Origin of the sequence: Gordonia sp. SCSIO 19800 (genome assembly GCF_018132775.1) — a bacterium.
In the GTDB taxonomy this organism is placed as follows: Bacteria; Actinomycetota; Actinomycetes; order Mycobacteriales; family Mycobacteriaceae; genus Gordonia; species Gordonia hongkongensis.
On record NZ_JAGRQM010000013.1, the window covers coordinates 73,919 to 89,471 of the forward strand.

A 15,553-nucleotide genomic window follows, 5' to 3' on the forward strand; every position below is an offset into this window, starting at 1 on the left:
GCGCTCAGCCCTGGTGCGCCGCACCCTCTTTGGGGTGGTACTGGTAGGCAGCGCTTGCCTTCTCGCGAACCTTCATGGCCTGGATCGCGTCGTGATGACGCCGGGCGTGATAGGCCAGCGGGAAGTACGTCAGCCGCTCCGGCAGGGTGCGGTAGGCGAATCGTAGATTGCGATGAATCCGCTCGAGGTGACGCTGCTCGGCGTCGGACCAGCTCAGGCCCAGGATCTCCCGCACGCGCGGATCCATGACGCCGACGGTGGTCAGGTAGTTGAAGTTCTGGAACGGCACCGACGCGGTGGCAGCGGCCTTCTTCACGGCGGGGCGCAACGCCTTGGGCACCGACTTCGGGACGACGGGCGCGGCGCGCATCTGACCGATCAGTTCCAGCGCGACCGGGTGCCGGACGAGCTTGTTCTCGATGAAATCGTCGAAGTACTCGTCGAACTCCTCGAGGGTCTCGGGGTAGTTCTTCATCGGTACCTGGACGATCTTGGCGATGCGGCGGTTGTCCCGCAGGAGTTCTTTGCGCTCCTCGAGGGTGAAGTGCCGGCCCAGCACCAGCGGCGCGGCGGTCTCGATCGTGGGTAGCGCGGTGGCGATCACCCAGGCGTACGCCTCCGGGTTGAGTGCACTGATGTGCTTGCCCTCCGAGTTGCGCATCTGCAGCGGCTGGTGCAGCTTGCGGAGACGCTTGCCCTCCTCGAGAGCCTCCTGACCGCCGTAGGTCCAGCGCAGCACCGAGTCGGCGGAGCGGATCGCACGTCCCACGGGATCGGTGCGGAAGACTGAATACTTGTCGACGACATCGCCGATGACGGGGTGCATCACCTGCATCACGAACGCCGCCCCGTTGATCGGGAGGAACGTGTACATGCCGGTGAGCTTGGCGGTCAGCGAGTCCGGCGGGATCAGTTCGATCTCGTCGTCGCGGTGGTTGAGCAGCGGCTCGCCCGCCACGAAGTCACTCGCTGCGGGTTCGGACGCTGTCCGTTCTTCGTGTACCGCGGTCATGGTGCCCCCAACATCGGTCTCGGATACTACTAATTCGACAACATTCGTAGTCAGATTAGCGCAGGCGTTCCCGAAAACCCACCTTTTGTCGGATTTCGGCTACTGAAGCGAGTCGGCTCCGGCGTCGGGGCCGATGACCACGGTCCGCGTGGCGAGTTCGCGGTGGCGAACCGTGAAGATCCGCGTGCCCTTCTTGCGTCCGCTGCGGACCTCGCTGAGATCGAGTCCGTCGGCCGTCAGACGCGCGTGGGTCGTGTCCACATCGGTCGACCGCCATGCCACACCCCAGAGCAAGACCGGCGACGACGGCACCGGGTCGGCCGGCGGGCGGGGCGCGGCGACGACCTCGACGATCAGGTCGTCGCGCCGGAAGAACAGCTGACGGGCGTCCTGCCCGATCGGCTGGTCGAGACGGAAATCGAGGCCGAAGGTGCCGGCGAACAGCGCGACGGCGACATCGCGGTTGTCGCAGGTGAAGACCAGATGGTCGAGGCCGGTCAGATCGCCGTCAACGGCCGCCCCGGATTCGGGTCGTTCGGCGATCCCGACCGGACTGGTCTCACCCAGCGCTCCGAGGACGGTGTCCGCGAGCGGATACCCGCGCCGGCCGAGTAGACGCCGGGACGCCGTGATGTCGTCGACCGTGAAGTACACGTCGTGGGTGTCGGGCTCGCCGGCCGACAGCCGCATCGAGAGGGCGACGTTGCCGAGGTTCACCACTCGCCGGCCGTCGGCGCCCGTACCGACCTCGTGTCCGAGCAACCGCTGGTAGGTCTCGGCGGTCGTCGACGGGTCGTCGCTCGCGAGATCGACGAGTGCGTGCGGGCCGGCGGGCGGAATCGTCACCGCTTCTTCTTACCCTTCCGACGACGAGCCGGCGCCGGCGGCACCCGTCGATGGATCAGTTGCGCCGAGCTGGTGATATGCCAAGCGCGACAGGAGCACTCGTAGTAGCGCAGCTCCGGGGCGGTACCAACGAGGTGGCGACGGAGTCGATCGATGCCCTCACGAGCGTCGGCCGGTGAGGCGAACGGCAGTTTGTCAGGCGTCGGGCAGGCCGGATAGTCGATGCCGGCGCGGCGCCGGCGTCGAGGTTGCTCGCGGAACGCCGTGCGTGCCTCGACATCGCGATAGAACGCTTCGAGATCGTCATCGGAGAAGGGCACCCGTCGATTATCCCCCGAGCCGCGTGCGGGCTGGGATCAGCGGGCCATCCACAGCCGACGGCGGATGACCTGGCGCATGCGGCGCAGCTCCGCAGCGGTCAATCCCGACGGCGGGTCGGAGTCGACGAGGCGGTCGACCTGGGAGAAGAAGTCCCGATCGGTGAGGCCGAACTCCTCGACGATCTGCCGGGAGGAGCCCCCGCCCAGGGAGTACCAGTCCGTCTCGAACTGGATCATCTGCTGCTGTTTGCTGTCCATGAAGACCACCGAATCTGCGTTTTCGACCTGAAACCCGGACTTGTGCCGCGGAGCCACTCGGCTTCGGCTCCTGCGTGACACACGTCACCGACGTCGTCATTTCTACACCTGTCGACCGACAGAAGACAGCAGGCGGCCCATGCTGATTCCAAAGGTCCCGCAGATGTTCATCGCACGTTCGAAGACGGCCGCGGAGAAGCTCAGACCGCCAGTCGATCGCCGGTCCCGGCACGCGCTTCGCGCCGGTTCGCGCGGATGCTGCTGGCGAGCGACGCGCCGATGAACGCCACGCCGACGAGCCCCGTGATCACCTCGTTGATCTCGATCTCGACGCTGATCAACAGGATTGCGGCCAGCGCGCCGATGGCCCAGTGCGCACCGTATTCGAGGTAGCGGTACTCCCCCAGCGTGCCCTTGCGGACAAGGTAGATCGTGATGGACCGCACGAACATCGCGCCGATGAATCCGAGCCCCAACGCGATGATGATCGGGTCGGAGGTGATGGCGAAGGCGCCGATCACCCCGTCGAAGGAGAACGACGCGTCCAGGAGCTCGAGATAGAGGAACAGGAAGAACCCGGCCTTGCCGGTGGCGACGGTGACCGGGTGCGGACCGGAGCCGTCCGATCCGGACCTGTGTGAGTCGGGCCCGTCTGATTCCGGCCCGTCCGATCCCGGCTCGGCCATGAACAGCGAGCTGAGCCCGTCGACGGTGATGTAGGTGACCATGCCCAGGATCCCGGCGATCAGGACGGTCGCGCGGCTCTCGTCCGGCGCCAGGAACTCGGCGGTGAGAACCAGCGCGAGGGCGGCCAGTACGACCGCGAGCTGGTCGAGCTTGCCGAGCGTGGCGAGCGGCTTCTCGAGCCACGTGAGCCAGGTCTGCGGGCGCTCGGCCAGCACGAAGTTGAGGAACAGGAGCAGGAGGAACATCCCGCCGAACGCCGCGATCTGCGGGTGGGCCTCGGTGAGGATCGTCTCGTAGCTGGGCTGGCCGTCGGCGAAATGCGTCTGCCCCTCGGGCGGCGGGTTCATCGCCAGGTCGAGCGCCTCGACGGGGTTGAGACCTCCGGTGATCCACACGATGACCAGCGGGAACAGGAGACGCATGCCGAACACGGCGATGAGCACGCCGACGGTGAGGAACATCTTCTGCCAGAACGCGCTCATCCGTTCGAGGATCGTCGCGTTGATGACCGCGTTGTCGAACGACAGGGACACCTCGAGCACGCCGAGGATGGCGCACAGGGCGAGGCCGGTCCAGCCGAGGTAGAGGTAGGCGACGACCAGCGCCACGAGCGTGACGACGAGCGAGGGCGCGAAGATGCGCGCGGTCACCGCAGCTTCTCGGCTTCCCGCGCGAGTTCGAGCAGCGTGTCGGTGAGGTCGGCCAGCACGTCGTGTCCGGCACCTTCGGCCACCGCGGTGCCGAGGTCCTCCGCGGCGCACCGCAGCGCGAACATCCGGTCGCCGAAGTCGGCGGCCTCGGCCGAGGAGAGGATCACCGCGTCGTCGGGAATGGACGTGCCCTCCAGCAGCGTTCTCTGCTCGTAAGCACGCTGCCTGCACGATCGCTTGCAGTACTTCCGCCGACGCCCCATCTCGGAGTCCACCATCGTGCGGCCGCACCAGGCGCAGGCGTACGGCCGACGCCGACGCGATGCGCCCGTTTGTACGCCGTGCGTAGTGCCTGGTTCCACACCGAGACCGTACCGCTGTCACGACCGGCCCCGCTCGCTGCGCTCCCGGCGGCGGCACACACTCGCCCCGCTCGCTGCGCTCCCGGCGGCGGCACACACTCGCCCCGCTCGCTGCGCTCCCGGCGGCGGCCCCGCGGACCGCGGTGGACAACACGGGTCGTCGCCGGTGGCGAACCCACGCAGGAATGCGCGTAGAATGTTCCTGTTGACGACCCGAAAGTCGCGCGCAGCGTTGCGCGCGAACCTGGAATGCAACAGAGATCTCCCGGCAGACCGGGAGATCCGACGAAGTTGAGAGGAACCCTTCATGGCAGATCGAGTACTTCGGGGTAGCCGCCTCGGCGCGGTGAGCTACGAGACCGATCGTGACCACGACCTCGCGCCACGACGCATCGTCCAGTACCGCACCGACAACGGCGAGATCTTCGACGTGCCGTTCGCCGACGACGCGGAGGTCCCGTCGAAGTGGCCGTGCAAGAACGGCATGGAAGGCACCATCCTCGAGGGCGCCGAGCCCGAGGAGAAGAAGACCAAGCCGCCGCGTACGCACTGGGACATGCTGCTCGAGCGTCGCAGCGAGGAAGAGCTCGAAGTGCTGCTCAACGAGCGCCTCGACCTGCTCAAGCAGCGGCGCAAGGGCATCACCAACTGACACCCGCGGGCGCCCGACGCCCGGAACCGAACAGACCCGGCAGGACATCCTGCCGGGTCTGTCCGTCTGCTCAGCGGATCATCGCGTCCGGACGAGTCCCCAGCGCTCGAGGCGGCTCTGGACTCCCCAGCGGGCGACCATCGTGAACGCCTCGGACATCACGCCGCCGCTCATCTTGGACACCCCGATCTCACGTTCGGTGAAGGTGATCGGAACCTCGCGGACGTCGAAGCCGGCACGCACCGTGCGCCACGCCAGGTCGATCTGGAAGCAGTAACCCGCGGACTCGACGGTGTCGAGCTGGATCTTCTCCAGCACGATGCGGCGATAGGCGCGGAACCCGGCGGTGATGTCGTGGACGCCCGCACCGAGAGCCAGACGGGCATAGGTGTTGGCACCGCGGGAGAGGAACTCCCGGCGCTTCGGCCAGTTCACCAGCTTGCCGCCCGGGACATAGCGGGACCCGATCACGAGATCCGCGCCGTCGTTGACGGCGTCGAACAGGCGGTGCAGCTGCTCAGGCGCGTGGCTACCGTCCGCGTCCATCTCGACGATGACGGCGTAGTCGCGGTCGAGTCCCCACGCGAAGCCGGCGAGGTACGCCTTGCCCAGGCCGTCCTTGTCGACGCGGTGCATGACATGGACCCGGGTCGCCGCGTCGGCGCGAGCAAGGTCGTCGGCGACATCGCCCGTGCCGTCCGGGCTCGAGTCGTCGACCACGAGGACATGCGCCCCTGGCAGCACGTCCTGTAGACGTCCGATGATGAGCGGCAGGTTGTCGCGCTCGTTGAACGTCGGCACGACGACGAGTGCGCCCGTGCCGTCGGCGCCGACCACGCGTTGCGGCGCGTCGTCGGGCCGCCGCTGCCCTGCCGTGGCGTCAATCCCCGATGCCATCGAGCTCCTTCGTGTCACCGGTCGCCCGTGCGGCGACCCTGCGTGGCCTGAGTGAGAACCTAGTACGCGAGCGCAGCGCAAACAAAAGCCCGGCCACCGCGGCGATGATCGCGACCACCTCCGGCCAGGGGCCCAGGCGGGTCGCGAGAGTCATGTCCTCATGGAGTGGCAGACGCCCGGTCAGCACGTCCGCGGTGAATATGCCGGACTGCTGGCTGATGGATCCGTCCGGCTCGATGACGGCGCTCACCCCACTGGTGGCCGCGACGACCACGGACCGCCCGTGTTCGACGGCCCGGACCTGTGACATGGCCAACTGCTGGTAGGTCATCTCGGTCCGGCCGAAGGTCGCGTTGTTGGTGGGCACGAACAGCATCTGCGCGCCGTCCCGGACGGATTGCCGAGCGGCCCGGTCGAAGGCGACCTCCCAGCAGGTCGCGACACCGACGGTCACCGTCCCCGAGCGACCGGGCACGTCGACCACCGTGGGTCCGGTGCCGGGGCGGAAGTCTCCGGCCATGTCTGCATACGACGAGAAGAGGCGGAAGAACGGCCGCCACGGGAGGTACTCGCCGAACGGCTGGACGATGTGCTTGTCGTAGCGGTCGACCGGGCCCTGCGCGCCGTCCCAGACCAGGACCGAATTGGTGGGTCGGCCATCGGGGTTGCGGATGAGCGTGCCGACCAGGATCGGCGCGTCGACGGCCGCGGAGGCCGCGGTGATCCCGGCGGCCGCGTCTGCGTTGTCCAGCGGCGAGATGTCCGAGGCGTTCTCCGGCCACAGGACGAAGTCGGGCTGCTCTGTCTGCCCGGTGTCGATCGCCCGGCCGTAGGACATCGTGGTGCGGACATGATTGTCGAGGACAGCGCGCCGCTGGGCGTTGAAATCCAGACCCAGTCGCGGGACATTGCCCTGGATGGCACCGATCCGGGCCGAGGACGTCGCGATGTTGCGGTCGAGGCTGGCGGGGGTCGCCGCGATGGCCGCGATCGGTGCGAGCAGCGCGATGGCCACCGCGGCGGTCGCGATGCGCACCACGCCCGAGGAACGTTCGGTGGACGGCCCCGGGCCGTCGGCGTGCTCGGGGTCGGAGACGGTCGTCGTGCGCCGGTACGCCCGGGTGAGGATCACGAGCAGCCAGGCGACCGCGGAGCCGAACAGCGCGACACCTGCTGACAACCCCGGCGCGCCGAGCACCGAGGCCAGCGGCAGCAGCGGTCCGTCGACCTGACTGAATGCGGTTCTCCCCCAAGGAAACCCGCCGAACGGAAAGGCGGAACGGAGCGCTTCGACGAGCACCCACGACAGCGTGAACCACACCGGAGGCACCGGAAGCCGCATCGTCAGGGTGGCGATCGCGCCGAACAGCGCGAGATAGACGGCGAGCACCGCGGCCAGGGCGAGCCACGGGAGTGGACCGACGTACACGCCGATCCACGGCAACAGCGGCACGAAAAACGCCAGCCCGAAGACGAAGCCGATCCACGCGCCGGTGCGCACCCGGGGCGACCCGACGAAGAGTGCGGCGAACAACAGGCCGAGGGCGAGGACCGCGAGGAACCACCAGTTGCGGGGTGGGAACGCGGCCCACATCGCGACACCCGCGGCGGCGGCGGTCCCGGTACGTGCGAGCCAGGACCGTGAGATCCGGGATCGGGAGACCCGCGGGGGACTCACCCGGCGTCCCGGTCGTACAGGGTCCGGCCCCGGTGCACGGTGCGTACGCAGCGCGGCAGCGCGGCCCCCGGTGAGACGTCCGGCAGCGCGGGCACCCGCGACCGCGGATCGGTCGACCAGCGCTGGACCTTCTCGTGGGATCCGGCGACGACGAGCTCGTCGACCTCCCACACCGCGTAACTCGCCGGGGCGCCGGGCGTCAGGGTCCCGGTGACACCGTCGTTGACTCCCCCGGCCCGCCAGCCGCCGCGGGTCGTCGCGGCGAACGCGCCGCGCGCCGAGATCGCGTTGGTCGGCTGATGATGGTGCACAGCGGCCCGGATGGTCGACCACGGGTCGATGGCCGTCACCGGCGCGTCTGACGAGAACGCCAGGGCGACACCGGTTTTGGCCAGCATCGCGAAGTCGTTGAGGGTGGCCGCGCGGCTCGCCCCGAGACGGGCGTCGTACAGGTCGCCGGGACCGCCCCATTCGGCGTCGAACAACGGTTGCATGCTGGCGATGACGCCGCAGCGGGCGAGGACCTCGGCGTCGGCGGCGGTGACCATCTCGGCGTGTTCGAGCCGGTGCGCACAGCGGGCGAGCGCGGGCGTGCCGAGTTCGTCGGCGAGTTCGGCGAGTGCGCCGACGACCACACCGGTCGCGGCGTCGCCGATGACGTGGAAGCCCGCCTGGATGCCTGCGATCGTGCAGGCGCGCAGGTGATCGCGGATCGCCTCGGCGTCGAGGTAGCTGATACCGCTGGTGTGCGGATCGTCGGTGTAGGGCTCCGAGAGCCACGCGGTGTGGGAGCCGATGGCACCGTCGATGAACAGGTCACCGCCCAGGGCATCGGCCCGGGTGATCGACATCAGTTCGCGGGCGTGGTCGGCGTCGGTGACGGCCTGGCCCCAGTAGCGCCGGATCTCGACGGGATGGTCGAGTTCGGCGAGCGCGAGGAAGTCGTCCATGCCGCTGATGTCCGGTCCGCCGTTCTCGTGCACGGCCACCACCCCGTGGGCGGCGGCCCCGTCGAGCGCGCGGCGTTGTGCACGCTCACGATGCGCCGCGGTGACCAGAAGACGGGCCGCGCCCCGGACGAGATGGTGGGCCTCGGCGACCAGCGGCTCCTCCGGGTGATACCCGACGGCGTCGGCCAGGTCCGGGATCAGGCGTCGTAGCGCGGTGGATGCCACCGCGGAGTGCTCGTCGATCCGGGCGAGGTAGACCGGCCTGGTCCCGACGACGGCGTCGAGCTCGGTGGTCGTCGGGAAGCGACCGTCGTCGGGTTCGGCGCCCGCCCAGGTCGAGTCGTCCCAGCCGAGACCCCAGATGAGGTCGCCTCCGTCATGGGCGGATTCGGCGGCCACGGCCTTCTCCACCAGCCGCAGGCAGTGCGTGCGGCTCGACGCCTCGTTCAGGGTGAGGCCGTCGAGTCCGAGCCCGGTGGACGTCAGGTGGACGTGGGAGTCGACGAACCCGGGACTGACGAAGTGTCCGGCGAGGTCGATGACCTCGGCGTCGGGATGGAGTGCGCGGCCGACGTCGTCGGTCCCGACCCAGACGACGATTCCGTCGGTCACGGCCATCGCGGTCGCGTCGGGGGCCGCCGGCGAGTACACGGCGCCGCCGAGAAGCAGTTGGGTTGCCACGATCGTTCAGTGTGCCTTGCCGTCGGAGGAGGGTGGCGAGGGGTCCGGGTGCGTGTGTTCCGGGACCGCGGTGGGTTGTGCTGCGCTCGGGCGCAGATCAGGACCTGTTCAGTGGCCCTGCGGCAGACCTCGGGTCCCGTACGGGGACGACGAAGATCCCGGCTCGGGCGTGTCGGACTCCACGACCGTGCCCTCGACGACGGTTCCGCCACGTCCTGCGCCGTAGACACCGGTGGCGTACATCCCGGCCCGGTCCATCGCGGTCGCCACACGGCGGGCACCCACCGCGGCGACGGCCGGACGCATCACCCGACGGGTGGGCGGGAACAGCAGTAGGGTCCCGGCCACGGTCGACACGACGCCCGGAACGACCAAAAGGATGGTCGACACGGCGACGAGCGCGGTGTCGGCCAGCGGGGCGCGGGCGTCGACCTCGTTTCTCGACGCGCGGCGCAGCTCGTCGAAGACCTTGCCGCCCTGCCAGCGCAGGACGACGAATCCGAGGACCACGGCGGCGAGGCTGATCAACACCGCCCAGCCGAATCCGAGGGTCATGACCATCGCGACGAATGCGGCGATCTCCAGCACGGCATAGGCCGCGAACCAGCGGAGAGCCATCATGCTTCACCTGTCCTTCGGTGCCCTTCGGCACCCGTTGACGTCAGGGTCTGCGTGGACAACGAACGACGACGCGGTTTTGTCCCGGGGGGTGGTTTCGACAAGCTCAACCAGCGCTGGGCGGCTGAGCCGGCGGTGGGCGGCTCAGCCGGCGGTGGGCGGCTCAGCCGGCGGTGGGCGGCTCAGCCGGCGGTGGGCGGCTCAGCCGGCAGAGGCGTCCTCGCCGCGGCCCTCGATGTCGCCCTCGGTCTGGAGGTAGACGGTGCGCAGGGCGTCGAGGAGCTCGGCCGGCGGTTCGCGCCACATGTCGCGCTCGACGGCCTCGAGGAGACGTTCGGCGATGCCGTGCAGTGCCCAGGGGTTGGACTGCTGCATGAACTGCTGGTTCGTCTCGTCGAGGACGTAGGACTCGGTGAGTTTCTCGTACATCCAGTCGGCGACGACGTCGGTGGTCGCGTCGTACCCGAAGAGGTAATCGACCGTGGCGGCCATCTCGAACGCACCCTTGTATCCGTGGCGCTGCATCGCCGAGATCCAGCGTGGGTTGACGACGCGGGCGCGGAACACCCGGCTGGTCTCCTCCGACAGCGTGCGGGTGCGGACGGAGTCGGGGCGGGTGCTGTCGCCGATGTAGGCCTCGGGCGAGGAACCGGTCAGTGCGCGAACGGTCGCGACCATGCCGCCGTGGTACTGGAAGTAGTCGTCGGAGTCGGCGATGTCGTGTTCGCGGGTGTCGGTGTTCTTGGCCGCCACGGCGATCCGCTTGTACGCGGCGCGCATGTCGTCGACCGCGGGTACACCGTCGAGGTCGCGTCCGTAGGCGTAACCCCCCCACTCGGTGTAGACACGCGCCAGGTCCTCGTCGCTGCGCCAGTCCCGTGAGTCGATGAGTTGCAGGATGCCGGCGCCGTAGGTGCCGGGCTTGGAACCGAAGACACGTGTCACGGCCCGACGCCGGTCGCCGTGCTCGGACATCGCGGCGCGCACGTGTGCCGCAACGAAGTTCTGCTCGTCGGACTCGTCGTCAGCGGCCGCGGCGAGCGCGACCGCGTCGTCGAGCATCGTGACGACGTGCGGGAAGGCATCCCGGAAGAAGCCGGAGATGCGGACGGTGACATCGATGCGGGGACGTCCGAGTTCCTCGAGGCCGATGAGCTCGAGCGAGGAGACCCGCCGCGACATCTCGTCCCACACCGGCATGACCCCGAGCAGCGCGAGCACCTCGGCGACGTCGTCACCCGAGGTGCGCATGGCGCTGGTCCCCCACACCGACAGCCCCACCGACGCCGGGTATTCGCCGTGGTCGGTCAGGTAGCGCTCGAGCAGAGAGTCGGCCATCGCGCGGCCGGTCTCCCACGCCAGCCGCGAGGGCACGGCCTTCGGGTCGACCGAGTAGAAGTTGCGTCCGGTCGGCAGCACGTTGATCAGCCCGCGCAGCGGTGACCCGCTCGGTCCGGCCGGGATGAACCCGCCGTCCAAGGCGTGCAGCACCCGCGGGACCTCGCCGGTCGTCTGACGCAGGCGCGGGACGACCTCGGTCGCCGCGAAGGTGAGCACATCCCCGACCGCGCTGGGCAGTCCCGCGGTGGCCGCGGCAACCGCTTCGGTCGACCAGTCGTCCTTCGCGCAGGCGGCGACGAGTTCGCGGGCCTGCGCCTCGACGGCGTCGACGGAACCGCGCTCGGCCGAGCCGTCTTCGACGAGTCCGAGGGCCTCGCGCAGGCCGGGCAGGGCCGACGTGCCGCCCCAGAGCTGGCGCGCACGCAGCATGGCGAGGACCAGGTCGACCTCGGCGTCGTCGCGCGGGGGCTCGCCGAGCACGTGCAGCCCGTCACGGATCTGCACGTCCTTGATCTCGCACAGCCACCCGTCGACGTGCAGCAGCATGTCGTCGAAGACCTCTTCGTCGGGCCGTTCGGTGAGCCCGAGATCGGAGTCCATCTTCGCCGCGGTCAGCAGTGTCCAGATCTGCTGGCGGATCGCGGGCAGCTTCGCCGGGTCGAGGGCGGAGATGTTGGCGTGCTCGTCGAGAAGCTGTTCCAGCCGGGCGATGTCGCCGTAGGACTCGGCGCGTGCCATCGGCGGGATCAGATGGTCGACGAGAACCGCATGAGCGCGGCGCTTGGCCTGCGTCCCCTCGCCCGGGTCGTTCACCAGGAACGGGTAGACGAGCGGGAGGTCGCCGAGGGCGGCGTCGGTCCCGCAGTCCGCCGACATGCCGAGGTTCTTACCGGGCAGCCACTCCAGGTTGCCGTGTTTGCCGACATGCACGATGGCGTCGGCGCCGAAGCCGTTGTCGTGCGCCGCGATCCACCGGTACGAGGCCAGATAGTGGTGCGACGGCGGCAGATCCGGATCGTGGTAGATCGCGACCGGGTTCTCGCCGAACCCGCGCGGCGGCTGCACCATGATCGCGATGTTGCCGAAGGTCAATGCCGCGATGACGATGTCGCCGTCGGGATTGTGCGTGCGGTCGACGAACAGGTCGCCCGGAGCGGGTCCCCAGTGCTCGGTGACCGCCGCGCGCAGTCCTTCGGGCAGGGTGTCGAACCACGACCGGTAGTCGCGCGCGGACAGGCGGATCGGGTTGGCGGCGAGGGTCTCCTCGGTCAGCCAGTCGGCATCCTGACCACCGGTGGCGATGATCTGGTGGATCAGCGCATCTGAATCATCGTCGGCGAGACCGGGGATCGCGTCCGGGCCGGCCTCCGGGCCGATGTCGTAGCCGGCATCGCGCATCGCGGCGAGAAGGCGCAGCAGGCTGCGCGGGGTGTCGAGACCGACGGCGTTGCCGATCCGCGCGTGCTTGGTCGGGTAGGCCGACAGCATGACCGCGATCCGCTTGTCGGCGGCCGGGGTCCGACGCAACCGGGCGTGCGCGGTGGCGATCCCCGCCACCCGTGCGCAGCGCTCGAGATCCGGCTGGTACCAGGGCAATCCGTCGTCGTCGAACTCCTTGAAGGAGAACGGCACGGTGATGATGCGGCCGTCGAACTCGGGCACCGCCACCTGGGTGGCGACGTCGAGTGGCGACAGGCCGTCATCACTGTCCTCCCAGTCCGCGCGGGACCCGGTGAGGCAGAGACCCTGCAGGATCGGGATGTCGATGGCGGCGAGACGTTCGATGTTCCACGCCTCGTCGTCGCCGCCGGCCGATGCGGTGGCCGGGGTGGCGCCGCCGGCGGCCAGCACCGTGACCACGAGGGCGTCGGCGGTACCGAGCAGTTCGAGGAGGTCGTCGGGCGCAGTCCGCAGCGAGGCGCAGAAGATCGGCAGCGCACGGGCCCCGCAGTCCTCGATCGCATCGCACAGCGCGGCGATGTACCGCGTGTTGCCCGCCAGGTGCTGGGCGCGGTAGTAGAGAACCGCGATGGTTGGGGCGTCGGCGGGCCCTTCGTGGCTCGTCGCTAGCGCTCCTCGCACCTCAGGGAGCAGAGAAGGTTCGGCTTCCGCTCCTCGCACCTCAGGGAGCAGAGAAGGCGTCCGTTCCAGGACGCCCCACGCGGGCGTCTGCTGCGGGAGTTCGAACCCGTTGCCGGTCAGCAGGACGGTGTCGGACAGGAAGTGGTGCAGATTCACGAGGTTGGCGACGCTGCCCGCGGCGAGATAGTCGTGGGCCTGGGCGGCGACGCCGGAGGGCACCGTGGAGTGCGCCATCAGATCGGGGTCGGGCTGCTGCTCACCGGAACAGACGACGAGCGGCTTGCCGGTCGCCTCGACCGCAGCCAGCCCGTCCTCCCAGGCGCGTACGCCGCCCAGGATGCGCACGACGATGAGGTCGGCGTCGGCGGCGAGACGCGGGATGTCCTCGATCAGGATGCGAGAGGGATTCGCGCCGCGGTAGGACACCGACGCGTCGGGCGACGCGTTGCCCTCGTCGGCCGCCGAGGCCGTGAGCAGGTCGGTGTCCGAGGTCGAGAGCAGCAGGATCATCGTGTCTCCTCGCCGGGTTGTCGCGCCCGGTGCGTGTCGGTGCCGTGGGTGGCGGGTGCAGTGCGAGGGTCTGGTCTGACTTCCGGATGTCCGGCCGATGCCGACCCCCGGTCACAGTGGCGCGACCGCGCCGGAATCGCACCGGCTTCAGCCCGCTCGCGGTGCGTTCAGCCTACGGCCACCGCGCCCGCCGGTCGTAGGCTGGTGGGATGAATCAGCGAGCCCGGGCCGCCACCGACCGTTGCCCAGGCGTCTTCGACACGCACCCGGCGGCCGACGGCGCGTTGGCCCGTGTCCGGCTGCCGGGCGGACGGATCCGTCCGGACCAGCTGGAGATGCTCGCCCGGGCCGCCGCCGACCACGCCGACGGGCACCTGGAGCTGACGGTGCGCGGCAACCTCCAGCTGCGCGGGATCACCGACGTCGAAGCCGTCGCGCAGGCCGTCGTCGCCGCCGGGCTCGCGCCGAGCAGCAGCCACGACAAGGTGCGCAACATCGAGCTCAGCCCCCTGACCGGCCGCATCGGCGGCGTCGCCGATGCGCGTCCGCTCGCCGCGGCCCTCGACGACGCCCTGCGGGCCGACCCGGCCGCGGCCACCCTATCCGGCCGGTTCCTGTTCGGCATCGACGACGGGCGCGGTGACATCGCCGGACGACGACCCGACGCGTGCGCGGTGATCCGGGGCGGCACTCCCCTGGCCGCGGATGTGCTCACCGGCGGGACGGCCGTCGGATCGGCCACCGGTACGGAGGCGATCGTGCGCGCGCTCATCGCGGTGGCCGCGGGTCTGGGCGAGGTCTCGCCCGGCGCCTGGCGGGTCCGCGACCTCGACGACGACTCCCGGCTCCGGCTCGCGGAACTCATCGCCCCGACGCTGGATCCCGTCATCGGGGCCGACCCGGACGCGGCACCGGTCGCCTCGGAGGAACCGATCGTCGGCTGGTTCGACCAGGACGACGGCGCGGTGCTGCTCGGCGCGGTCGTCGAACTCGGACGCTTGCCGGCCCGGCTGGCGGAATTCATCGCGGCCGTGCAGGCGCCGGTCGTGTTCACCCCCGACCGCGAGATCCTCCTGTGCGACCTCGGCGAAGGCGTGGCCGAGACCGTCGTCCGCGTGCTCGCACCGATGGGTCTGATCTTCGACGCCGCTTCGCCATGGGCCCAGGTCAGCTGCTGCGTCGGAGCCCCGGGTTGCTCGTCCGCGCATGCGCCGGTCCGGGACGACCTGGTGACCCGGGTGCAGGACGGCGACCCCGTCGAGGAGCGTGAACACTGGGTGGGCTGCGCCCGTGGCTGCGGGTCGCCGGCCGAATCGCACCTGTCGGTGCAGGCCACGCCCGACGGCGGATACGAACGGCGGCGCCGTTAGGCTCGTTCCCACCATGACCGAGTACCTGCGTGACGGCGCCGCGATCTACCGCCAGTCCTTCGCCACGATCCGCGCCGAGTCCGACCTCTCCGCGTTCGCGCCCGACGTCGCGACCGTTGTCGTCCGCATGATCCACGCGTGCGGCCAGACCGACCTGACGCACGACGTGGTCGCGACGCCCGGCGTCGTGGCCGCCGCACGCAGTGCACTCGAGGCCGGCGCCCCGATCCTCTGCGACGCCAACATGGTGGCGTCCGGCATCACGCGCAAGCGTCTCCCCGCGGACAACGAGGTGCTCTGCCACCTGTCCGAACCCACCCTCCCGGCCCTCGCCGAGAAGATGGGAACCACGAGGACCGCTGCGGCACTGGAGTTCTGGCGGCCGCGCCTGGAAGGTGCCGTGGTCGCGATCGGCAACGCGCCGACCGCACTGTTCGCGCTCCTGGACATGATCGACGACGGCGCACCGCGTCCCGCCGCCGTCGTCGGGGCACCCGTCGGTTTCGTCGGCGCGGTCGAATCCTGCGCGGCACTGGCCGAACGCGACGACCTCGAATTCATCACGGTCACGGGCCGGCGCGGCGGGTCGGCGATCACCGCGGCCGCGGTCAACGCGCTCGCGACCCCGCAGGAATGATG

The 15,553-nt window shown here is 69.9% G+C and carries 14 protein-coding genes and 1 riboswitch; of the genes, 3 read left to right on the forward strand and 11 right to left on the reverse strand.

Going from position 1 to position 15,553, the window contains the following annotated elements:
- Nucleotides 1-4: 4 nt before the first annotated feature.
- The 6 genes from KB201_RS15545 to KB201_RS15570 form a co-directional block, all read right to left on the reverse strand.
- The gene (locus tag KB201_RS15545; protein WP_058250453.1) at nt 5-1,012 is read right to left on the reverse strand and encodes an oxygenase MpaB family protein; all 1,008 of its coding nucleotides are present in this window, start codon (nt 1,010-1,012) and stop codon (nt 5-7) included.
- A gap of 99 nt (nt 1,013-1,111) precedes the next feature.
- Nucleotides 1,112-1,858 (reverse strand): VOC family protein, encoded by a 747-nt coding sequence (locus KB201_RS15550; RefSeq protein ID WP_058250452.1) that lies wholly within the window; start codon nt 1,856-1,858, stop codon nt 1,112-1,114.
- Nucleotides 1,855-2,178 carry a hypothetical protein gene (locus tag KB201_RS15555; protein WP_058250451.1) on the reverse strand — a complete coding sequence of 108 codons (324 nt, stop codon included), beginning with the start codon at nt 2,176-2,178 and terminating at the stop codon, nt 1,855-1,857. Before KB201_RS15555 ends, KB201_RS15550 begins: the two co-directional genes overlap by 4 nt.
- Nucleotides 2,179-2,214: 36 nt before the next feature.
- Nucleotides 2,215-2,436 carry a DUF3263 domain-containing protein gene (locus KB201_RS15560; RefSeq protein ID WP_058250591.1) on the reverse strand — a complete coding sequence of 74 codons (222 nt, stop codon included), beginning with the start codon at nt 2,434-2,436 and terminating at the stop codon, nt 2,215-2,217.
- A 200-nt stretch (nt 2,437-2,636) separates the two neighbouring features.
- Nucleotides 2,637-3,773, reverse strand: a complete 1,137-nt coding sequence (locus KB201_RS15565; protein WP_058250450.1) for a DUF475 domain-containing protein — start codon at nt 3,771-3,773, stop codon at nt 2,637-2,639.
- Nucleotides 3,770-4,051 (reverse strand): hypothetical protein, encoded by a 282-nt coding sequence (locus KB201_RS15570; protein ID WP_058250449.1) that lies wholly within the window; start codon nt 4,049-4,051, stop codon nt 3,770-3,772. The genes KB201_RS15565 and KB201_RS15570 overlap by 4 nt, the downstream gene beginning before the upstream one ends.
- A gap of 391 nt (nt 4,052-4,442) precedes the next feature.
- On the opposite strand from KB201_RS15570, the gene KB201_RS15575 reads away from it, so the two are divergent.
- Complete coding sequence (locus tag KB201_RS15575) at nt 4,443-4,787, forward strand: RNA polymerase-binding protein RbpA (RefSeq protein ID WP_058250448.1); 345 nt, start codon at nt 4,443-4,445, stop codon at nt 4,785-4,787.
- 78 nt (nt 4,788-4,865) lie between these two features.
- Here the strand turns inward: KB201_RS15575 and KB201_RS15580 are convergent, their stop codons facing one another.
- From KB201_RS15580 to cobN, 5 genes are all read right to left on the reverse strand, one after another.
- Nucleotides 4,866-5,684 (reverse strand): polyprenol monophosphomannose synthase, encoded by an 819-nt coding sequence (locus KB201_RS15580; protein WP_058250447.1) that lies wholly within the window; start codon nt 5,682-5,684, stop codon nt 4,866-4,868.
- Nucleotides 5,668-7,278 carry an apolipoprotein N-acyltransferase gene (gene lnt, locus KB201_RS15585; RefSeq protein ID WP_249145756.1) on the reverse strand — a complete coding sequence of 537 codons (1,611 nt, stop codon included), beginning with the start codon at nt 7,276-7,278 and terminating at the stop codon, nt 5,668-5,670. The genes KB201_RS15580 and lnt overlap by 17 nt, the downstream gene beginning before the upstream one ends.
- 80 nt (nt 7,279-7,358) lie before the next feature.
- The gene (locus KB201_RS15590; RefSeq protein WP_058250445.1) at nt 7,359-8,993 is read right to left on the reverse strand and encodes an amidohydrolase; all 1,635 of its coding nucleotides are present in this window, start codon (nt 8,991-8,993) and stop codon (nt 7,359-7,361) included.
- Between the two features lie 108 nt (nt 8,994-9,101).
- Entirely contained in the window at nt 9,102-9,611 is a 510-nt protein-coding gene (locus KB201_RS15595; protein WP_058250590.1) for an FxsA family protein, read from the reverse strand.
- Nucleotides 9,612-9,812: 201 nt separating this feature from the next.
- Nucleotides 9,813-13,544, reverse strand: coding sequence for a cobaltochelatase subunit CobN (cobN, locus tag KB201_RS15600; RefSeq protein WP_078112426.1), 3,732 nt, complete (start codon nt 13,542-13,544; stop codon nt 9,813-9,815).
- Nucleotides 13,545-13,615: 71 nt separating this feature from the next.
- Nucleotides 13,616-13,693: riboswitch (cobalamin riboswitch) on the reverse strand.
- 60 nt (nt 13,694-13,753) lie between these two features.
- Here cobN and cobG point away from each other — a divergent pair.
- Complete coding sequence (gene cobG / locus KB201_RS15605) at nt 13,754-14,914, forward strand: precorrin-3B synthase (RefSeq protein WP_211539732.1); 1,161 nt, start codon at nt 13,754-13,756, stop codon at nt 14,912-14,914.
- A 13-nt stretch (nt 14,915-14,927) separates the two neighbouring features.
- On the forward strand, nt 14,928-15,551 hold the full coding sequence (locus KB201_RS15610) for a precorrin-8X methylmutase (protein WP_078112424.1): 624 nt from the start codon (nt 14,928-14,930) through the stop codon (nt 15,549-15,551).
- Nucleotides 15,552-15,553 lie beyond the last annotated feature (2 nt).